The organism is Achromobacter sp. Marseille-Q4954, from assembly GCF_943737025.1.
Classification (GTDB): Bacteria; Pseudomonadota; Gammaproteobacteria; order Burkholderiales; family Burkholderiaceae_B; genus Achromobacter; species Achromobacter bronchisepticus_A.
This window is the reverse complement of sequence record NZ_CALSFQ010000003.1, coordinates 55,821-74,862: the sequence shown is the minus strand read 5'-3', so window position 1 is coordinate 74,862 and position 19,042 is coordinate 55,821. Positions and strand designations below refer to the sequence as shown.

Annotated in this window: 19 protein-coding genes; 17 read left to right on the top strand and 2 right to left on the bottom strand. The window is 67.7% G+C overall.

The genetic code is table 11. From position 1 onward, the window contains the following. Positions 1–70 precede the first annotated feature (70 nt). Both NGK62_RS25855 and NGK62_RS25850 read left to right on the top strand, forming a co-directional pair. The gene (locus tag NGK62_RS25855; RefSeq protein WP_251881038.1) at positions 71–1,636 is read left to right on the top strand and encodes a DUF1800 domain-containing protein; all 1,566 of its coding nucleotides are present in this window, start codon (positions 71–73) and stop codon (positions 1,634–1,636) included. After that, positions 1,633–3,024, top strand: a complete 1,392-nt coding sequence (locus tag NGK62_RS25850) for a DUF1501 domain-containing protein (RefSeq protein WP_251881036.1) — start codon at positions 1,633–1,635, stop codon at positions 3,022–3,024. Before NGK62_RS25855 ends, NGK62_RS25850 begins: the two co-directional genes overlap by 4 nt. A gap of 22 nt (positions 3,025–3,046) precedes the next feature. Here the strand turns inward: NGK62_RS25850 and NGK62_RS25845 are convergent, their stop codons facing one another. Beyond that, positions 3,047–4,684 carry an acyl-CoA synthetase gene (locus NGK62_RS25845; RefSeq protein WP_251881034.1) on the bottom strand — a complete coding sequence of 546 codons (1,638 nt, stop codon included), beginning with the start codon at positions 4,682–4,684 and terminating at the stop codon, positions 3,047–3,049. 36 nt (positions 4,685–4,720) lie between these two features. After that, positions 4,721–6,010 carry a hypothetical protein gene (locus NGK62_RS25840; RefSeq protein WP_251881032.1) on the bottom strand — a complete coding sequence of 430 codons (1,290 nt, stop codon included), beginning with the start codon at positions 6,008–6,010 and terminating at the stop codon, positions 4,721–4,723. 101 nt (positions 6,011–6,111) lie between these two features. On the opposite strand from NGK62_RS25840, the gene NGK62_RS25835 reads away from it, so the two are divergent. The 15 genes from NGK62_RS25835 to NGK62_RS25765 all read left to right on the top strand — a co-directional run bounded on the left by NGK62_RS25835 (position 6,112) and on the right by NGK62_RS25765 (position 19,013). Next, positions 6,112–6,957 carry a GntR family transcriptional regulator gene (locus NGK62_RS25835; RefSeq protein ID WP_251881030.1) on the top strand — a complete coding sequence of 282 codons (846 nt, stop codon included), beginning with the start codon at positions 6,112–6,114 and terminating at the stop codon, positions 6,955–6,957. A 73-nt stretch (positions 6,958–7,030) separates the two neighbouring features. Next, positions 7,031–8,212, top strand: coding sequence for an ABC transporter substrate-binding protein (locus tag NGK62_RS25830; RefSeq protein ID WP_251881029.1), 1,182 nt, complete (start codon positions 7,031–7,033; stop codon positions 8,210–8,212). A 66-nt stretch (positions 8,213–8,278) separates the two neighbouring features. After that, a complete protein-coding gene (locus tag NGK62_RS25825) occupies positions 8,279–9,208 on the top strand; it encodes a ferritin-like domain-containing protein (RefSeq protein ID WP_059377863.1) in 930 nt (309 codons plus the stop codon). A 15-nt stretch (positions 9,209–9,223) separates the two neighbouring features. Continuing rightward, entirely contained in the window at positions 9,224–10,129 is a 906-nt protein-coding gene (locus NGK62_RS25820) for a hypothetical protein (protein WP_251881027.1), read from the top strand. A gap of 26 nt (positions 10,130–10,155) precedes the next feature. After that, a complete protein-coding gene (locus NGK62_RS25815; protein ID WP_251881025.1) occupies positions 10,156–11,034 on the top strand; it encodes a branched-chain amino acid ABC transporter permease in 879 nt (292 codons plus the stop codon). An 11-nt stretch (positions 11,035–11,045) separates the two neighbouring features. Further along, positions 11,046–12,062: a branched-chain amino acid ABC transporter permease gene (locus NGK62_RS25810; RefSeq protein ID WP_251881024.1), complete on the top strand. Its 1,017-nt coding sequence runs from the start codon at positions 11,046–11,048 to the stop codon at positions 12,060–12,062. Further along, positions 12,055–12,834 carry an ABC transporter ATP-binding protein gene (locus tag NGK62_RS25805; RefSeq protein ID WP_059377849.1) on the top strand — a complete coding sequence of 260 codons (780 nt, stop codon included), beginning with the start codon at positions 12,055–12,057 and terminating at the stop codon, positions 12,832–12,834. The genes NGK62_RS25810 and NGK62_RS25805 overlap by 8 nt, the downstream gene beginning before the upstream one ends. Beyond that, a complete protein-coding gene (locus NGK62_RS25800; RefSeq protein WP_059377847.1) occupies positions 12,827–13,540 on the top strand; it encodes an ABC transporter ATP-binding protein in 714 nt (237 codons plus the stop codon). The genes NGK62_RS25805 and NGK62_RS25800 overlap by 8 nt, the downstream gene beginning before the upstream one ends. A gap of 18 nt (positions 13,541–13,558) precedes the next feature. Continuing rightward, positions 13,559–14,428, top strand: coding sequence for an alpha/beta hydrolase (locus NGK62_RS25795; protein ID WP_059377845.1), 870 nt, complete (start codon positions 13,559–13,561; stop codon positions 14,426–14,428). 19 nt (positions 14,429–14,447) lie between these two features. Continuing rightward, the gene (locus tag NGK62_RS25790; RefSeq protein WP_088142360.1) at positions 14,448–14,840 is read left to right on the top strand and encodes a RidA family protein; all 393 of its coding nucleotides are present in this window, start codon (positions 14,448–14,450) and stop codon (positions 14,838–14,840) included. A gap of 34 nt (positions 14,841–14,874) precedes the next feature. Next, positions 14,875–15,636, top strand: coding sequence for an SDR family NAD(P)-dependent oxidoreductase (locus tag NGK62_RS25785; RefSeq protein ID WP_251881022.1), 762 nt, complete (start codon positions 14,875–14,877; stop codon positions 15,634–15,636). 14 nt (positions 15,637–15,650) lie between these two features. Beyond that, complete coding sequence (locus NGK62_RS25780; protein ID WP_251881020.1) at positions 15,651–16,874, top strand: acyl-CoA dehydrogenase family protein; 1,224 nt, start codon at positions 15,651–15,653, stop codon at positions 16,872–16,874. Then, positions 16,871–17,914 (top strand): phosphotransferase, encoded by a 1,044-nt coding sequence (locus NGK62_RS25775; RefSeq protein WP_251881018.1) that lies wholly within the window; start codon positions 16,871–16,873, stop codon positions 17,912–17,914. The genes NGK62_RS25780 and NGK62_RS25775 overlap by 4 nt, the downstream gene beginning before the upstream one ends. A gap of 165 nt (positions 17,915–18,079) precedes the next feature. Further along, positions 18,080–18,544, top strand: a complete 465-nt coding sequence (locus NGK62_RS25770) for a GNAT family N-acetyltransferase (protein WP_054451612.1) — start codon at positions 18,080–18,082, stop codon at positions 18,542–18,544. A gap of 100 nt (positions 18,545–18,644) precedes the next feature. Beyond that, positions 18,645–19,013 (top strand): COG4315 family predicted lipoprotein, encoded by a 369-nt coding sequence (locus NGK62_RS25765; protein WP_059377825.1) that lies wholly within the window; start codon positions 18,645–18,647, stop codon positions 19,011–19,013. The last annotated feature ends 29 nt before the right edge of the window (positions 19,014–19,042 follow it).

Genomic DNA, 19,042 nt, shown 5'->3' with positions numbered 1-19,042 from the left:
CGAATGACGGTATTGAAGCCCGCCCGGGGCTTCAGTACCGTAGGTTTTCGCATTCGACGAGGTGCCGCGCATGTCCGCTACGCCGTCAGCGGCTGCGCCGCAGTCCGCCGATACTTCCCCTGCAAAACCGACCCCGGGCCAGGCTTCCCGTTTCCTGGCGCAGGCCACGTTCGGCCCCACGCCCGCCGACATCGACGCCGTGGCGCGCGACGGCTACGCGGCCTGGCTGGACGCGCAGCTGGCCATGCCGCCGTCGCAGACCCATTTCGACTGGCTGCTGCAGCAGCGCAAGAACACCGAGGAATTCAAGGGCAACGGCATCAACGCGCCGCTGGAATCCACGCTGTGGCGCAAGTTCATCTCCGCCCCGGATCAGGTCCGCACGCGGGTGGCGTTCGCGCTGTCGGAGATCTTCGTGGTGGGCGTATCGTCCATCACCGCGTCCTGGCCGCTGTTCGGCGCCGCGGGTTTCATGGACCTGCTGGCGGAACATGCCCTGGGCAATTACCGGCAGCTGCTGACGGCCGTCACCCAAAACCTGTCGATGGGCTGCATGCTGACCTATCGCGGCAACCGCAAGGAAGATCCCAAGACCGGCCGTCATCCGGACGAGAACTACGCCCGCGAGGTCATGCAGTTGTTCAGCATCGGCCTGTTGGAGCTGGAGGCGGACGGGTCCGTCCGGATGGTCAACGGCGCACCCGTCGAGACCTACACCAACGCCGACGTGCAGGGACTGGCCAAGGTGTTCACCGGCTGGGACATCAACGGCCCGGAAACCGACGTCGAATTCCACCGGCGCCCCATGGCCCTGAACAACGCGCTGCACTCGCTGGCTGAAAAGCGCTTTCTGGGCGCGGTGGTGCCGGCGGGGACCGACGGCCACCTGTCGCTCAAGCGCGCCATGGAGGTGATCTGCGCCCATCCCAACGTGGGGCCCTTCATCGGCACGCAGTTGATCCAGCGGCTGGTCACCAGCAATCCCAGCCGCGCCTATGTCGCGCGCGTGTCGGCCGCCTTCGACGACGACGGCAGCGGCACGCGCGGCAACCTGAAAGCCGTGGTGCGCGCCGTCCTGCTGGACCCCGAGGCGCGCAACCCGGACCTGGCCGCGCCCGGCTGGGGCAAGGTGCGCGAGCCCATCGTGCGCTTTGCGGCCTGGGCGCGGGCCTTCGGCGCCACCTCCAACAACGGCGCCTGGGCCATGCCGGACACCACCGACAACACGATCCGGCTGGCCCAGAGCCCGATGCGGTCGGCCAGCGTCTTCAATTTCTTCCGCCCGCGCTACGTGCCGCCGGTGACCGAGCTGGCGCGCCGGCATCTGGTCGCGCCGGAACTGCAGATCACCGACGAAACCAGCATTGCCGGCTACCTGAATTTCCTGGCCATCTATGTGGACCGGGGCTGGGAGGATCTGCAGACGCCCTACGCCGCCGAGATCGCGCTGGCGCAGGATCCGGCCGCCCTGGTGGCGCGGGTGGCGCTGCTGCTGGCGGGCGATGCCTATTCCGCCGAGACCGCCGGCAGCATCGCGCGCGCCGTGGCCACGATACCCGCGGGCCGGCCGCGCGACCGCGTGCGCGCCGCCATCATGCTGGTGGCCGCCAGCCCCGAATACCTGGTGCAGAAATGAAGAATTCCCGCCACGACGCGCAAACCAGCCGCCGCGAATTCCTGCTGCGCGCCTGCGCGCTGGGCGCCACGGGCGCCGCCGCGCCGCTGGCGCTGAACCTGGCGGCCCTGGGCGCGGCCGCGGCGCAATCGGCGCCGGCCTCCTCGTACAAGGCGCTGGTCTGCGTGTTCCTGTACGGCGGCAACGACCCCTACAACTCGCTGGTGCCCTATGACACGGCCGCCTACAAGGCCTACGCCCAGGCGCGCACCGACATCGCCTTGCCGCGCAACACCCTGCAGGCCACGGCGCTGCGCGGCAAGGAGCCCGCGCCCGGCGGCGCCCAGTTCGCGCTGGCGCCATCGCTGGCGCCGCTCAAGCCCTTGTATGAAAGCGGCGACATGGCGGTGCTGCTGAACATAGGCCCGCTGGTTGTACCCACATCCAAGCAGGAATACATAGGCGCGCGTGTCCCCCTGCCGCCCAAGCTGTTCTCGCACAACGACCAGCAGTCGTACTGGCAGGCGCTGGCGCCGGAAGGCGCGGCGTCGGGCTGGGCCGGAAGGCTGACCGATCTGTTCGCCGACGCCAACGCGCAGCGCACCTTCACGGGCATCACCGCGGGCGGCAGCAGCGTGCTGCTGGCCGGACGCAAGATCGCCGGATACCGCGTAGGCATCCACGGCTCCACGCAGATAGACCTGCTGGGCCGCGACATGTATGGATCCAGCGCCTGCACGGCCTTGCTGCGCCAGCTGATCACGCAGCCGCGCGAACACCTGATGGAGCGCGAGATGTCGCGCATCGCCGCCCAGTCCATCGACGCCGACGGCCGCCTGCGCGCAGCGCTCGCGGACGTGGCCGTGCCGGGCGACTTCTCGTCGCCCCTGGCGCAGCAGCTGAAGATCGTCGCCCGCATCATCGCGGCCAGGCAGGCGCTGGGCGCGCGCCGCCAGGTTTTCTTCGTCTCGCAGAACGGCTACGACAACCACTCCGGCTTGAACGACACCCACCCGGCGTTGCTGAAGGAACTGGGCCAGGCACTGGCCGCGTTCCAGCAGGCCTTGTCCGCGATAGGCGTGGCGGACCAGGTGACCACCTTCACCGCCTCCGAGTTCGGCCGCACCCTGGGTTCCAACGGCAACGGCTCCGACCATGGCTGGGGCTCGCACCACTTCGTGCTGGGCGGCGCGGTCAAGGGTGGACGCTACTACGGCAGCCACCCCGAAATCGCCCTGGACGGCCCCGGCTTCGTCGACAACGGCCGCCTCTTGCCGACCCTGGCCGTGGATCAGCTCGGCGCGTCACTGGGCGGCTGGTTCGGCGCCAGCCGCGAGGACCTGGGGCTTGTGTTCCCGAACCTGCGGCGCTTTGACGCGCATGCGCTGGATTTGCTGCAGCGCGCGTAAAGCCGCGCCGGCGGCGACGCATTCACAGTTGTCGCGCCTGTTCGCGCAGCAGATACTTCTGGATCTTGCCCGTGGCGGTCTTGGGCAACGGGCCGAACACGAAAGTGCGCGGCACCTTGAAGCCGGCCAGGCGGCCCCGGCAGAAGCTGGCCAGCTCCTCCGCCGTCGCCGCGCCGCCCTCCTTCAGCGTGACGAAGGCGCAAGGCGTCTCGCCCCACTTGGCGTCCGGCCGCGCCACCACGGCGGCTTCCAATACGGCGGGATGCGCGTACAACGCATCCTCGACCTCGACGGTCGATATGTTCTCGCCGCCTGATATCACGATGTCCTTGGCGCGGTCCTTGATCTGCATGTAGCCGTCGGGGTGCACCACGCCCAGATCGCCGGTGTGAAACCAGCCTCCCGCGAAGGCCTCGGCCGTGGCCTGCGGATTCTTCAGATAACCCTTCATGAGCGTATTGCCGCGCATCATGATCTCGCCCACGGTAACGCCGTCCGGCGGCACCGGTTCCATCGTGGCGGGATCCAGCACGCGGACCTGTTCCATCGTGTGCTTGCGCACGCCGATGCGGGCCTTGAGCCCCGCCTGTTCATCCAGCGGCAGGTCGCTCCAGGCTTCATGCCAGGCGCAACTGATCGACGGACCGTAGCTCTCCGTGAGGCCGTACAGGTGCGTGACGTCTACGCCCAGTTCGTCCATCGCCGCGATGACGGCGGCCGGAGGCGGAGAGCCGCCGGTGAGCACCTGCACCGGCCGAACCGCGCGCCGCTTGATTTCGGGCGGGCTGTTGATGAGCATGCCCAGCACCACCGGCGCCGCGCAGAAATAATCAACGCCATGCGCCTGAATGGCGTCGAAGATGGCGCCGGCCTCGACCCGCCGCAGGCAGACATTGGTTCCCGCCAGCAGCGCGATGGTCCAGGGAAAGCTCCAGCCGTTGCAGTGGAACATCGGCAGGGTCCAGAGGTACACGGCATGCTGGCGCATATCGCAGGCCAAGGCGTTGCCCATCGCATTCAGATAGGCGCCGCGATGGTGGTACAGCACGCCCTTGGGGCTGCCAGTGGTGCCGGAGGTGTAGTTCAGGCACAGCGATTGCCATTCGTCCTCCGGCCACGCAAATTCGGCCGCCGCGTCGCCCATCTCCAGCAGCGCTTCGTAGTTCATTTCGCCGATCGGCTCGCCCGGCCCGCCGTATTCGGGATCGTCGATATCCACCACGCGGATCCGCCTGCGGGTCTTGGCCAGCGCCTGCGCCATGACGGGCGCGTACTCGCGGTCCGTCAGCAGCACCGCCGCCGCGCCATGCTCCAGGATGAAGGACAGCGTCTCCGCGTCCAGCCGGGTGTTCAGGGCGTTGAGCACCGCGCCCGCCATGGCGACGCCGAAATGGGCCTCGTACAGCGCCGGGATGTTGGGCGCCATCACGGCCACCGTATCGCCGGGCCGCACGCCCAGGCGCGCCAGCCCGCTGGCCAGGCGGCGGCAGCGCGCATAGGTTTCGCGCCAGCTCTGGCGCAGCGCGCCGTGGACGATGGCGGTGCGTTCCGGATAGACCTTCGCCGCGCGCTCGATGAAGGTCAGCGGCGAAAGCGCCAGATGGTTGGCGCTGTTGCGTTCGATATCCTGCGCATGATGGTCGTGGGTGTCGGCGGGCATCGGAGTCTCACAGAAGCGAAACGCTCACCGCGCCCTTCAGGCGTCGGCTAGCGGGGTCAGGCCGCGCAGCGTCGCGCGCAGCAGGGAATCGCTCAGGTCCGCGTCCGCCTGCATCAAGCGCTGCAGCAGGCGGTCGGGACTGTCGCCGGAAGTTTCCAGATGCCAGCCATACAGGTGCAGCCCGTTCAGCACATAGGCATCGTCCAGGCCCTCCAGCACGGCATGCCGGCGCGGCGCGCGCGCGGACGGCGGCAAGGCGTTGTCGGCGCAGTCCGCGACCAGGATGGACGTGGGCCGGGAAAAGTAATCCGCCACCCGCACGCGGGCGTCTTCCAGCCGGCGCAGCGCCGCGGCGTCCAGCGGCTCGTCCGCCAGGCGCACTTTGAGCAGCAGGTTGCGCTGATCGAGTTCGACGATGTGCAGGTCTTTCTCTACCCAGTCCGCATGCACTGGCGCGCTCTTGCGGCGGAAGACTTCCGCGGCCGCCAGCCCCGCTCCCAGGCCTTCGCCGGCAAGCAGCTGCTTGAAGAAGTCCCGTTCGGCCATGGCGCGGTCCAGTTCCTGCAATTCCAGGTCGAGCGCATGGCGCTCGCGCAGGCATTGCGCGCGGCGGGCGTGCAATTTCTCGTCTGCCGGGCCGCGCTGCAGGTCCAGCCACCCCGCCAGACGCACGCCGCTGCGCTGGCCCAGGCGTTCGATGCAGCGGCGCAACTCCTGCAGGAACAGCGCCGAGCCGGCCTCGTCCTGCGCCAGATCGGAGGCCAGCGCCGGGAGCAGCAGCAGGCGGCCCGGCGGTTCGCTGGCATAGCTCGCCAGCGTCATGCCCTGGCCATCCTCGAGGATGCTTGCGCCCGGCGCCTCGGCCAGTGTCGCGCAGGGCTGGAAACAGCGCGCGGCTTCGGTGAAGAGCGTGCGGAAAGGCTCGCCCGCCTGCCGCGGCAGCGCATCGCCGTCGACCGGCTGGCTGCGCACCGTCCGTGGCCAGAGCGGATCGGACCAGTCGTAGGGAAGGATGTCCTGCAAGGTGTGCACGCCCACCGTGCGCGGCGCGGGCACCAGCACCGCCAGCGTGCCGCCCGCGGCCAGCAGGCGCTTGAATTGCTCGCGCCAGTGGCGGCTGGTGGCCAGCAGCCATTCCGACGCGCCCACGCCCAGCACCGGCGGATCGGCGCGTTCGCAGGCCGCCTCCAGCACGGGGTACAGGCCGGCGGGATTCCATATGAGCACGTCCGCCCGGTCCAGCGAGGCGGGCTGATCAAAGGACAGAACGGCATCCAGGCTATGCGGCGCAAGCGCCAGCGCAAGGTCGAGCGTAGAAATATTCATATCGCTAATCCGTACTTGACTTTCGAAATCAATATATCATAAAGTCTAGTTAACTAGACAAATATACAAATCCTATATACATATTCCGGAAACCAGCTGTCATGTCCACTCTTACGAACGTCCGCAGCGAGTCCCCCGTCTCCAGCAGCCCCGTGGCGCTGGACCGCGACTCCCCTCTGCCGCTCTATGTGCAGATCAAGCGGCGCGTGCTGATGATGATCCTGAACTGGCAGCAGGAAAGCGACCGCTTCCACACCGATCACGAACTGAGCGAACAATTCAACGTCAGCCGCATGACGGTGCGCCAGGCGATCCAGGAACTGGTGGACGAAGGCTATCTGCGGCGGGTGCGCGGCTCCGGCACCTTTGTCTGCGCCCCCAAGATCGACGAGCAGTTCAGCCCGGCCATGGATTTCATCGACCAATGGTCCGCCCATGGCCGCCCCCTCAGCCTGCGGGTGCTGCATTGCGCGCAGGAACCTGCCTCGGCCGCCGTGGCGCGCGAACTGGACGTGGCGCCCGGCACGCCGGTCTGGAGCATCCTGCGCCGGCGCACGGTCCAGCAAGTGCCGATCTCGATCGACTACCGCTATGTGCGCACCGACCGCATCCCGCACATCGACGCCCGCCAGGCCGAAGCCGGCTCCTTGCTCGAGCTGATCGGCCGTCAGGTCGAGCTGGCCTACGGCAACCTCAAGATCGAGGGCGGCGCGGTGCAGGCCGAACATGCCGATTACCTCAGTCTCTTGCCCGGCGATCCGGTCCTGACGCGGCACCTGGTGTATTTCGATAAACAGGACCGGCCGGTCATGTCCGGCCTGTCGCATTACCGCGCGGACCAGGTCCGGTACTCGGTGCGCGTGCCGCTGCTGAACGGCGCAGGCAAGACGGACCAGGTGTCGGACTCGCTCGAGTTCCGCAATCCACCCGGCGCGACGGAGAACTAGACCGCCGACGTTTTCGCTGTTCGTGGAAGTTGCTGCACCCCTCTAATCCCGCATCAGGCACAGGAGTAGCACCATGACTTGCATTAAGACGTTTCTGGAGTTCTCGCGCCGCGCGGCCATTGCGCTGCCGGCCGCCGCGCTGATGCTGGGCATGCACGCCGCCAGCGCGCAGGATACGGTGCGGATAGGATCCATCCTGTCCGTGACCGGTCCCGCCGCCTTTTTGGGCGAAGACATGAAGGCCGGCATGGAAATGGCCATCGACGATATCAACGCCGCCGGCGGCATCGGCGGCAAGAAGGTCGAATGGGTGTTCTACGACGCCGAAAGCCAGACCGCCAAGGCCATCAACGCCACCAAGCGGCTGCTGTCCCAGGACAAGGTGGACATCATCGTCGGCGGCGGCAACATGAGCGGCATCGCCATGGCCATGCTGCCGATGGTGGACAAGGCCGCCACGCCCTTCATCTCCACCGAAGGCTCGATGCAGATCGTGATGCCGGTGGCGGAACGCAAGTATGTGTTCAAGAGCACCGTGGACGACGACCAGGTCATCGACCGGGTGCTGGACTACTTCGACAAAAAGGGCATCAAGCGCGCCGCCCTGCTGGCCGACAACAGCGGCTTCGGCCAGAGCGCCGTCGAACAGATGAAGCGGCTTGCCGCCAAGCGCGGCATCGACATCACGTATGAATCCTTCAACCCCGCCGACACCGACCTGACCCCGCAGCTCTCGCGCATCAAGAATGCATCGGTGCAGGCCATCATCTGCTGGACCGTCACCCCGGCTGGCGTGGTGTTCATCAAGCAGGCGCAGCAGCTGGGCCTGGACAAGCTCACGCTGGTGCACAGCTACGGCTTCGTCGACCAGCGCTACATGAAGCTGGCCGGCGACTCGGTCAAGGACCTGCTGCTGGTCAGCGTCAAGTTCCCGGTGGGCCAGGACCTGCCCGACGCCGATCCGATCAAGACGCGCATCATGGATCTCAGCAAGCGCTTCGAGGCCCGCTACAAGCGCAAGCCCAACCAGTTCGTGGCCCAGACCTACGACGCCATCATGCTGGCGCGCGCCGCCCTGGACAAGAGCGGCGGCGACAAGGAAAAGACCCGCGAACAGCTGACCGCCATCACCGGCTACCAGGGCGTGGGCGGGGTCTTCAATTTCTCGCCCCAGCGCCACTCGGGCCTGGATAAGGACGACATCGTCATGCTCGGCTACCGGGACGGGCAGTTCCGGCTGGCCGACTACAAGTAAAGCAGTTCCATCTCCGCAACCTCCACTCACGCGCGCCGCGGGCGCTGCAAACCAGGGAGTGCAGTCATGAACGTAGCAAGCGCCGAGCCGCGTACGATCCTCGACGATCCAGAGAGCATCTTTCCGCTGGATCTGGACACCCGGATCCCCAAGATCCGCGACCTCTACCACCTGGCAACGGTCAAGCAGTGGGACCCGCGCACCGACATCGACTGGCATCTGTTCGACGCTACGCAGTACACGCCCGAGCAACGCTACGCGGCCCGCCAGTACTGGAGCCGCCGCGCCTGGAGCGAATACGGCGCCATCTCGGAAAGCCCGGCCCTGCAGATCCGCTTCTGCCACGACAAGTGCGAACCCGACCTGCGGCTGTTCTTCACCATCCGCTCGCAAGAGGAAAGCCGCCACGCCGAAGCCTGCTACCGCATGGCCGAAGCGCTGGGCGGCTACATGGAGCAGCCTGCCCAAGCCGCATACCAAGGGTCCGTCGCCACTCATGGCGTGCGCAAGATGGCGCTGGACCCCGAAGTGTCGGTCGAGGCGATCCTTGCCGCGCTGGTCTGCGCCGCCGAGGAAATCGCGTTCGACGTCTTCCGCCACCTGGTCGAGATCACCCGCGACCCCGTCGCCAAGCAGATCTGCGCCCGCATCATGCGCGACGAGGTGCGGCACTGCGCGTTCGGCTGGCGCTTTCTCGACCACCGCATTCCGCAAATGTCCGCCGCCGAAATCAAGGTGGTGGAAAACGCGGTGATCAACATGATGGAAAAGGTCGAGCTCAACGGCTATCACAGCGCATGGCTGGCGCCCGACAACCCGGCCTCCCGCGCCGAGATGGAAGTGGACCGGCTCACCTGGGAAGCCGGCCTCGGCTCCACGGTCGAAGAACTGGAAAAACCCCTGTTCGTTGAAACGGTGCAGCGCGTGCGCCGCCAGATGGAGCCCTGGGGCGTGCACCTGCCCCTGCTGCACCACCCGAAGATCGGCGAATTCTGAATCCGAGGACCCGTCATGAACGCAGCTACGACCAGAATTCCCGTTGAGCGCCGCTTCCCGCTGACGCTCAAGCAGTCCATTACCTCGATCCGCGAACTGTACGAAACCGGCAAGCAGCAGCGCTGGGCGCCGGAGACCGATATTCCCTGGGCCAGCCTGGACCTCGGCGCGCTCGATGCGCGGGTTCGCGACGCGGCCCGCCTGACCTGGAGCCGCCGCGCCTGGGTGGAATACGCGGGCCTGAGCGAAACGCCGGCACTCCTGGTGCGCCTGTGCCTGGAGAGCGGCCGCGAGTCCGACCCCAAGTACTTCCTCACCGTGCGCAACACCGAGGAAGCCTGGCAGATCGAGTGCTTCCACCGCTACGCCACGCTACTGGGCGGCTACCTGAACCGCCCGCCCAGTCCGCAGCAGGAAGCCATCTTCAACCAGTGCCGGCATCGCCAGGTGCTGGATGCCGCCTGCAATGCCGACGCCTTCTTCGCCACGCACGCCGCGGTGGAAGACGGCTTGGAACTGGAACTGTTCCGGGCCTACCTGGAGAACGCCCGGGAACCGGTTGCGCGCCGCATCCTGGAACAGTGCGTCCAGGCGAAGGAGCGCCATGCCACCTTCGGCTGGCTCTATGTGGCCGAACGCGCGGCAGCCTGGTCAGACGCTGACCGCGCCGCCGTGGCCCAGGCCGTGTCGGGCTATCTGAACGATATCGAACTGCGTGGCTATCACTGCCCCTGGCTGGCGGAACCCGACGGCCCAGAAAGCCAAGCCAGCGCGCTGACGGCCGAGGCCGGCCTGGGCGCCGCGTCCGCCGACCGGGAGTACGAGGTCCTGTGGTCGTATCTGGAGACGGTGACGCGGCGCCTGGCCGAGTTCGGCGTCGAACTGCCGGGCATCGCGCTTTCCAAGCGCCGTCCCAACTGAGCCGGCGCCGGGGCCTTGCCATGGACATGTCCGCGCAAATCATCCAACTGCTGGTCGCCGGAATCACCACCGGCAGCATCTACGCCATCGTGGCGGTGGGATTCAACGTCATCTTCAAGAGCACCGACGCCATCAACTTCGCCCAGGGCGAATGGGTCATGATGGGTGGCATGGTGGCGGCGGCCTGTTACGCGGTAGCCGAACTGCCGTTATGGCTGTCCTGCCTCGCGGCGGTGGCCCTGGTGGCCTTGGCGGGCGGCCTGTCCGAACGCCTGGTGATCCATCCGCTGAAGAAACCCGCGCCCCTGCTGGTGACGCTGCTCAGCATCGGCCTGGCCATCTGTACCAAAAGCCTGGTGATGCTGGGGCTGGGCAAGACCCCCATGGGCTATCCCGCATTTTCCGGCGACGCTCCGGTGCCGCTGGCCGGCGCGCAGATTCCGCCGCAGAGTTTCTGGGTGATGGGGGTGGCGCTGCTCTTCATGCTGGGCACGCACTTCTTCTTCGAGCGCACGCTGCTGGGGAAGACCCTGCGCGCCACGGCCATCGACCGCGATGCAGCCGCCCTGGTCGGCATCAACGTGCGGCGCTCGGTGACGGTGGCCTTCGTGCTGGCGGCGTTGGCCGGCGGCATCGCGGGCGTGATCATCGCGCCGCTGACCTTCACGTCCTATGACCACGGCACCATGCTCGGCTTCAAGGGTTTCAGCGCGGCGATGCTGGGCGGCCTGGGCAGCCTGCAAGGCGCCTTGCTGGGCGGCGTGCTGCTGGGCGTGATCGAAGCGCTGGGCGGCGGCCTGATTTCCTCGCAGTACAAGGACGCGCTGTCTTTCATCGTGCTGCTTCTGGTGCTGTTCTACCGTCCCCAGGGCTTGCTGGGCAAAGCCGAAATCAACAAGGTCTGAAGGGGGTGACGATGAAATCCGAAATCCATCCGCCCGGGGACGGCGCGCGCCACGATCTGCGCATCCTGCTGGCGCTGTGGGGCCTGTTCCTGCTGTTTCCGCTGGTGGCGCCGAACAGCTATGCCGTGGGCCTGGCGGTGACGTTCAGCATCAACCTGATGCTGATCGCCAGCCTCAACCTGTTGATGGGCTACTGCGGACAAATCTCCATGTGCCAGGCCGGCTTCTTCGGCCTGGGCGCCTATGTCAGCGGCGCCTTGTCGGCCAAGTACGGCCTTCCCGCGCTCGCCTCCATCCCGGCCGCGCTGGCGATCGCAAGCACGGCGGCGCTGTTGATCGCCCTGCCCGTGCTGCGGCTGCGGGGGCACTACCTGGCAATGGCAACGCTGGGATTCAACGCTATCCTGTCCGTGCTGTTCGTCGAACTGGTGGACTTCACGGGCGGCCCCAACGGCCTGTCGGGGGTTGAGCCCATCACCATCGCGGGCTATGCCTTCGATACCGACCGGCGCTTCTTCTATCTGGCCTGGGCCGCGGGCCTCTTGCTGATGTGGGGCTTCCTCAACCTGACCCGCTCGCGCATCGGCCGCGCCATGATCAGCGTGGCCGGCAGCGAGGTCGGCGCGGCCAGCCTGGGCATCAACACCTATGCGCTCAAGGTGGCGGTATTCGTGCTCTGCGCCGCGGTCGCGGCCCTGGCGGGCACGTTTTATGTCCACTTCAACCAGTTCGCGTCGCCGGAAACCTTCAGTTTCTCCGCGTCGGTGCTGCTGCTGGTCATGGTCGCGGTCGGAGGCTGGGGCAAGTACTGGGGACCGCTGTTCGGCGCGCTGGTCTACACCGCGGTGCCGGAACTGCTGCGCGCCTTCCACGACGTGGAGCTGCTGCTGTTCGGGCTGGGCATGATTCTGGTCCTGATGTTCTTCCCGGGCGGGTTGGCAGGACTGGCGCAGCGGCTGTGCCGGCGCTCCGCAAGCCTGCCCGCAGCCCCGGTAGCGGCAACGAAGGGAAAGGTGCGCCATGGCTGATCACGATTTCCTGTCGGTGCGGGACCTGGGCATCAATTTCGGCGGGCTGGCCGCGCTTGCCGACCTGTCCTTCGACCTGAAACAAGGGCAGATCAAGGGCCTCATCGGCCCCAATGGCGCGGGCAAGAGCACCTTGTTCAACATCGTCGCGGGCCTGCTGCTGCCGGGGAGCGGCGACGTACGCTTTCGCGGCCGCTCGGTGCGGGGCCTGCCGCCGCACCAGCGCGTCAGGCTGGGCATCGCCCGCACTTTCCAGAACCTGCAGATCTTCAAGGACTTGACGGTGCTGGAGAACGTCATGGTGGGCTGCCATGCGCGCTTCGGCTCCGGCCTGTGGGCCTGCATGCTGCGCACGCCGCGCCAGCGCCGCGACGAACGGCAGATGCGCGACATCGCGATGCAGCGGCTGGAACAGCTGCATCTGGCCCGCCACGCCGATGTACTGGCCGCGGACCTGAGCTTCGGCCAGGCCAAGATCCTGGAAATCGCCCGCGCCCTGGCCGCCGATCCCACCTTGCTGCTGCTGGACGAACCTGTCGCGGGCGTGCCGCATGCCGAAGTGGCGCAGGTGGCCCAGGTCATACGCGAAGTGAACGCCAGCGGGGTGACCGTGCTGCTGGTCGAGCACAACATGAGCTTCGTCATGCAGCTGTGCGACGACATCCTGGTCCTGAACTACGGCCGCAAGATCGCCGAAGGCCAGGCCGACGCGGTGCGCGTCGATCCCCTGGTCCTGAAGGCCTATCTCGGGGAGGACATGCCCGATGCTTGAAATCACCAACCTGTGCGCCTCGTATGGCGCCGGCGACGTCTTGCGGGAAACCAGCCTGGAGATTCCCGCCGGACAGATAGGCTGCCTGCTCGGCGCCAACGGCGCCGGCAAGACCACCGTCATGCGCAGCCTGAGCGGCCTGCTGCGCCCCCTGCGCGGCAGTGTGCGCTTCGAAGGCGAAGCGATAGAGACGCTGTCGGCGGACCGCATCGTCGACCGCGGCATCGTCCTGGTGCCCGAAGGCCGGCGCGTGTTCGCGCCGCTGTCGGTCAGCGAAAACCTGGAAATGGGCGGCTACAAGCTGCTGAAGCAACGCCGTCAGTCGGAATTCCGCCGCAATCTGGACTTCGTCCTGGACCTGTTCCCGCGGCTGTCCGAACGCGCCCGCCAGGCTGCGGGAACGCTGTCCGGCGGCGAGCAGCAGATGGTCGCGATCGGCCGGGCCCTGATGAGCAGCCCGCGCCTGCTGATGCTGGACGAACCTTCCATGGGCCTGGCGCCCCTGGTCGTGAAGGACATCTTCCTGTCGTTGCGGCGGCTCAAGCAGGAAGGGCTGACGCTGTTCATCGCCGAACAGAACGCCAGGCTGACCTTGAGCGCCGCGGACTACGGCTACGTGCTGCAGGAAGGCCGGGTGGCGTATTCGGGCAGCGCCCAGGCGCTGCGCGACGATACACGGGTACAGGCTGCCTATCTGGGCGCCTGACAGGAGACAGGTGAAGCGATGACATGTTCTTCCCAGGAGCAGGCGATCGATCCGGAGCAGGAAGCGCAGTACAACCTGCGCGCCCGGCATCCCGAACGCGAGGAGATCTACTTTACCTATGCGCGCCGCAGCGCGGACACGCGCCGCCGGCGCGAGGCGCGCCTGGACCTGCGCTTCGGCGAACGGCCCTCGAGCGTGCTGGACCTGTTCGTTCCCGACGTGCCGGCGCCGCCGCTGCTGGTCTTCATCCACGGCGGCTATTGGCGCGCCCTGGACAAGCACGGCTTTTCATTCATCGCCGACGAGTACCTGGCGCGCGGCGTCGCGGTGGCGCTGCCCAACTACACCCTGGCGCCGCACGCAAGCGTCTCCGCGATCGTCGACGAAGCCTGTACCGCCGTCTCCTGGCTGACCGCGCAGGGCGAACGCCACGGCTACGACGCCAGCCGCATCGTGCTGTCCGGCCACTCCGCGGGCGGGCACATGGCCGCCCGCGCGCTGTGCCGCGACCTGGTTCCCGCCCTGGCGGGCAGGATACGCGGCTATGTGGGCCTGAGCGGCCTGTTCGATCTGGAGCCGCTGCTGCGCACTTCCATCAACCGCGATCTCCACATGAGCGCGGCCGAAGCCCGCAGCCTTGGGCTGTACCAGCGCGCCGCGCTGTACGAAGTGCCCATGGTGTTCGCGGCTGGCGCCCTGGAAACCGAGGGCTTTCGCGGGCAAAGCCGGGACTTCTCGCAGCATTGCGCCAGCCATGGCTACGCGGTCGAAAACCTGGTGGTGCCGCAGCGCAACCATTTCGATCTGCTGACCGATTTCGCGGGCGGAAGCTATCCGCTGTTCAACAAGACGCTCGATCTGCTGCTGCCCGGCGCGGGCCGGGCCTGATCTTTCACGAGGAGTCCTTATGGCAGGCCAACCACTCAATCCCGCGGGCGTCTGCGCCCCGCTGGGCCCCTATAGCCAGGGCGTGCTGACCGAAGGCGCCGGACGCTGGCTGCACATTGCCGGCCAGGTGGGAGTATCGTCCGAAGGCGCGCTCGCCCAGGGCTTCGAAGCCCAGGCCCATGCCGCCTGGCGCAACATCCAGGCCATGCTGGAGGCCGCGGGAATGCATGCGGGCGATCTCGTCAAGGTCGTGACCTACATCACGGACGAGAGCCAGCTGCCGCTGCTCGGCCCCGTCAGGCTGGCCTATCTGGGCGAGGCCCGCCCCGCCGCGACGCTGGTCGTGGTGCGCGCCCTGGCCCGGCCCGAGTGGCTGATCGAAGTGGAAGCGTCGGCGTACAAGCCTGCCTGACCCGCGCGGCGGCATCGCCCGAAGGAGAACAAGCATGTTCGAGGACCTACGCAACAAGCGGGCCCTGGTGACCGGCGCCTTCGGCGGCCTGGGCGCGGAGTTCGCGCGCACCCTGTCCGCGGCGGGCGCGCACGTGGCCCTGGCTGGACGCAGGCTGCAGGCCGGCGAGCAGCTGGCCGCGGAGCTGGCCGCCCCCGACCGGCGGGCATGCGCCATCGCGTTGGACGTGACCCAGCCCGACAGCATCGCGGGCCTGTTCGATGCCGCATCCGAGCGCCTGGGCGGCGCCATCGACATCCTGGTCAACAACGCCGGCGTCACGGCCACACGGCCGGCGCTGGAACACACCGAAGCCGATTGGATGGACGTGATCGACGTCAATCTCAACGGCACCTGGCGCGTGGCGCAGGCAGCCGGGCGCCACATGCAGGCGCACGGCGGCGGCAGCATCATCAACATTGCCTCCATCCTCGGGCTGCGGGTGGCCCAGCAGGTGCCCGCCTACGCCGCCTCCAAGGCCGCCCTGATCCAGCTGACGCAGGCCCTGGCGCTGGAATGGGCGCGCCACGGCATCCGCGTCAATGCGCTGGCGCCGGGCTACATCGAAACCGACCTGAACCGCGAATTCTTCGCCAGCGACGCGGGGCAGGCGCTGATCCGGCGCGTGCCGCAGCGCCGGCTCGGGCAGGCGCGGGAGCTGTCGGCTCCCCTGCTGCTGCTGGCTTCCGACGCCTCTTCCTTCATGACCGGGTCGATCCTGGTGGTGGACGGCGGACATCTCATTTCCACGCTTTGACTCCGGGACGCAACATGGACTTCAGCCTCACGCCAGAAATCGAAAGCTATCGCCGGCGCATCAAGGACTTTGTCGAGACGCATATCCTGCGGGTGGAGGCGGACCCGTCCTCCTACGACGAACACGAGAACATCCGCGAGGAAGTCTTGCAGCCGCTGCGCCGCCGCGCGCGCGACGCCGGGCTGTGGGCCCTGCAGATGCCGCGCGAACGCGGCGGCCAGGGCCTGTCGCGCGTCGGCATGGCGGCCTGCTACGAAGAGATGAACGTGTCGATCTTCGGGCCGGTGGTGTTCAACAGCGCGGCGCCCGACGACGGCAACATGATGGTGCTGGAAAAAGTCGCCACCGAGGCGCAGAAGGCGCGCTGGCTGCAGCCCATCGTGGACGGCAAGGTGCGCTCCTCGTTCGCCATGACCGAACCGCATCCGGGCAGCGGCTCCGACCCGTCCATGATGCGCACCACCGCCACCCTGCAGGACGGCAAGTGGCGGGTGCATGGCAAGAAGTGGTTCATCACCGGCGCGGGCGTGGCGCAACACTTCATCCTGATGGCCAAGACCTCGGACGATCCGCGCAAGGGCCTGACGGCCTTTCTCTTCGACGCGGACCAGCCCGGCTGGCGCATCGAACGGCGCATCCCCATCATGGGTCCGGAGGAACACGGCGGCCATTGCGAACTGGTGTTCGACGGGCTGGAGATCCCCGACGAGAACCGCCTGCTCGGCGTGGGCGACGGCCTGAAGGTCACGCAGATCCGGCTGGGGCCCGCGCGACTGACGCATTGCATGCGCTGGCTGGGGCTGGCCCGCCGCTCCCTGGCGATCGCGCGCGACTACGTCGCAACCCGCCAGAGCTTCGGCACCGCGCTGGCCGAACGCGAAGGCGTGCAATGGATGCTGGGCGAATGCGCCATGGCGATCGAGATCGGCCGCCTGCTGACGATGCGCGCCGCGGTCGCCTTGGACCAGGGCAGCTACGCGCGCAAGGAGGTCTCGATGGCGAAGATCGTCGTCTCCGAAACGCTGCACAAGGCGGTCGACACCGCCATCCAGCTGACCGGCGCGCGCGGCTATTCGCGCGATACGGCCCTGGCCTGGATCTACCGCTACGCGCGCCAGGCACGGCTGGTCGACGGCGCCTCGGAAGTGCACAAGATGGTGCTGGCGCGGTTCCTGATGGACGAAGGCGACGACTTCTGGCATTGGCAGGCGCAGGACCCGGCCGGGGCGCAATCGTGACGGGCGCGGCAGCGGACGTCCTCGACGGCCAGGACGCGCTGGCCGCCTACCTGGTGCGTGCGGGGTATGCGGGGCGGGCGGAGGAAGTGGCGTTGCGCCGCCTGGCCGGCGGCCAGTCGAATCCGACCTACGTCGTAACCACAGGCGGCGGCCAGTACGTGTTGCGCAAGCAGCCCGCGGGCAAGCTGCTGCCCTCGGCGCACGCCATCGACCGCGAGTTCCAGGTCATGCGGGCGCTGGCGCGCAGCGAGGTGCCCGTGCCGCGCATGCTGGACTATTGCGCCGACGGCAGCCTGCTCGGCACGCCATTTTACCTGATGGACTACGTGCAGGGCCGCAGCTTCGTCGACCCGAGCCTGCCGGGGCTGGACCGGGCCGAACGCGGCGCCATCTACGCGGAAACCAGCCGCGTGCTCGCCGCCCTGCACGAGTTGGACTACGCGGCGCTGGGCCTCGAAAACTATGGCCGTCCCGGCAACTATTACGCCCGCCAGATCTCGCGCTGGACGCGGCAATACCGCGAAAGCCGGCCGGCGGCCGACCTGCCCGCCATGGAATCGCTGATCGACTGGTTGCCCCGCAACATTCCCGCCAGCGACGAGACCCGCCTGGTGCATGGCGATTTCCGGCTGGACAACCTGATCTTCCATCCCACCGAGCCCCGCGCGCTGGCCCTGCTGGACTGGGAGCTTTCCACCCTGGGACACCCGCTGGCGGACCTGGCCTATTACTGCATGTGCTGGCGCGTATCGCCGCAGCTCTGGCGCGGCGTGGCCGGATCCGATCTCGGCGCGCTGGGCATCCCCACCGAAAGCGAGGCCGTGGCCGCGTATTGCCAGGCGCGCGGGCTGGCCGGCGTGTCCGACTGGGGCTTCTACCTGGGCTACAGTTTCTTCCGCATGGCCGCCATCCTGCAGGGCGTTGCCGCGCGCGCCTCGGGCGGCAACGCCGCGGCCGACGACGCCCAGAGCATGGGCGCCAAGGTGGAACCGCTGGCCGAGCTGGGGTGGGAGTGCGCGCGCAACGGCGGCGCGGCCTGAAGGGCCGGTTCAAAGGGCTGGCTTGAAGGACCAGCTTGAAGGACTTGGTCGAGGGGCCTGGTCAACGCGGCGGGCGCCAGCGGGCTGGCGTCCGCCGCGCAACCGCTCTATAACCTGATAATCGCGTCGGCGCGGCAGCCGGACGCCCCTACCTCCTCCGCTTCCATGACCCAGACCTGCTCCCTGGCGTTGCAACCCGCCACCGAAGACGACCTGCCCTTCCTGCTTACCCTGCGCAAGACCACCATGCAGGAACACCTGCAGCGCGCGGGCGCGCCGCTGGATGACGACCACCACCTGGCCCGCATCCGTTACCGCTTCGAGGACGCCCGCATCGTCTGGCTGGACGGCCGTCCCGCCGGTCTGTTCAAGCACGGCCGCGACCCGGCCGGCTGGCGCATCGTGCAGATCCAGATCGACCCCGCCTTCCAGGGCCGCGGGCTGGGCCGCCGCCTGCTGGAAGGCGTGCTGGACGAAGCCGACGCCGAAGGCGTCCCCGTCACCCTGAGCGTGCTCAAGGGCAACCCTGCCCGGCGTCTCTACGAAGCGCTGGGCTTCATCCCCGTGGAGGAGACCGACCTGGAATATGAAATGCGTCACGAGCCCGGCGCGGTCCGGCCGGCCGGCTGACCCTTTGCAACTTCTTTCAGCCCGGCTGGAATAAAGCCGGGACCGGCAGCGTCTGTAGGGGGCAGTCTCCCAATTTCCCTATCTACGTACGAGGCACACCATGCGCAAACACATCGCCGCAGCCCTGGCCATCTCCGCCGCCGCCCTGTTTTCGGCCGGCGCCCAGGCCCAGGCCGTCAAGACCCAGGACGGCGTGCTGGTCAACAGCGCCGGCATGACGCTTTACACCTTCGACAAGGATGCCGGCGGCAAGAGCGCCTGCAATGACCAGTGCGCCAAGATCTGGCCGCCCGTCATGGCCAGCGCCGACGCCAAGCCCATGGGCGACCTGACCATCATCACCCGCGACGACGGCACCAAGCAGTGGGCCAGCAAGGGCAAGCCGCTGTACACGTTCTCCAAGGACGCCAAGGCGGGCGACAAGACGGGCGACAACTTCAAGGAAATCTGGCACGCCGCCAAGCCCTGATCCGGTGTCCGCCATCCAACGCAGCAATC

What these genes read in the sequence shown, in the direction of transcription:
- NGK62_RS25835 (WP_251881030.1), top strand. Translation starts at nt 6,112, where the DNA reads ATGTCCACTCTTACGAACGTCCGCAGCGAGTCCCCCGTCTCCAGCAGC.
- NGK62_RS25770 (WP_054451612.1), top strand. Translation starts at nt 18,080, where the DNA reads ATGACCCAGACCTGCTCCCTGGCGTTGCAACCCGCCACCGAAGACGAC.
- NGK62_RS25805 (WP_059377849.1), top strand. Translation starts at nt 12,055, where the DNA reads ATGGCTGATCACGATTTCCTGTCGGTGCGGGACCTGGGCATCAATTTC.
- NGK62_RS25815 (WP_251881025.1), top strand. Translation starts at nt 10,156, where the DNA reads ATGTCCGCGCAAATCATCCAACTGCTGGTCGCCGGAATCACCACCGGC.
- NGK62_RS25840 (WP_251881032.1), bottom strand. Translation starts at nt 6,010, where the DNA reads ATGAATATTTCTACGCTCGACCTTGCGCTGGCGCTTGCGCCGCATAGC.
- NGK62_RS25810 (WP_251881024.1), top strand. Translation starts at nt 11,046, where the DNA reads ATGAAATCCGAAATCCATCCGCCCGGGGACGGCGCGCGCCACGATCTG.
- NGK62_RS25855 (WP_251881038.1), top strand. Translation starts at nt 71, where the DNA reads ATGTCCGCTACGCCGTCAGCGGCTGCGCCGCAGTCCGCCGATACTTCC.
- NGK62_RS25845 (WP_251881034.1), bottom strand. Translation starts at nt 4,684, where the DNA reads ATGCCCGCCGACACCCACGACCATCATGCGCAGGATATCGAACGCAAC.
- NGK62_RS25820 (WP_251881027.1), top strand. Translation starts at nt 9,224, where the DNA reads ATGAACGCAGCTACGACCAGAATTCCCGTTGAGCGCCGCTTCCCGCTG.
- NGK62_RS25765 (WP_059377825.1), top strand. Translation starts at nt 18,645, where the DNA reads ATGCGCAAACACATCGCCGCAGCCCTGGCCATCTCCGCCGCCGCCCTG.
- NGK62_RS25800 (WP_059377847.1), top strand. Translation starts at nt 12,827, where the DNA reads ATGCTTGAAATCACCAACCTGTGCGCCTCGTATGGCGCCGGCGACGTC.
- NGK62_RS25780 (WP_251881020.1), top strand. Translation starts at nt 15,651, where the DNA reads ATGGACTTCAGCCTCACGCCAGAAATCGAAAGCTATCGCCGGCGCATC.
- NGK62_RS25795 (WP_059377845.1), top strand. Translation starts at nt 13,559, where the DNA reads ATGACATGTTCTTCCCAGGAGCAGGCGATCGATCCGGAGCAGGAAGCG.
- NGK62_RS25850 (WP_251881036.1), top strand. Translation starts at nt 1,633, where the DNA reads ATGAAGAATTCCCGCCACGACGCGCAAACCAGCCGCCGCGAATTCCTG.
- NGK62_RS25785 (WP_251881022.1), top strand. Translation starts at nt 14,875, where the DNA reads ATGTTCGAGGACCTACGCAACAAGCGGGCCCTGGTGACCGGCGCCTTC.
- NGK62_RS25830 (WP_251881029.1), top strand. Translation starts at nt 7,031, where the DNA reads ATGACTTGCATTAAGACGTTTCTGGAGTTCTCGCGCCGCGCGGCCATT.
- NGK62_RS25790 (WP_088142360.1), top strand. Translation starts at nt 14,448, where the DNA reads ATGGCAGGCCAACCACTCAATCCCGCGGGCGTCTGCGCCCCGCTGGGC.
- NGK62_RS25825 (WP_059377863.1), top strand. Translation starts at nt 8,279, where the DNA reads ATGAACGTAGCAAGCGCCGAGCCGCGTACGATCCTCGACGATCCAGAG.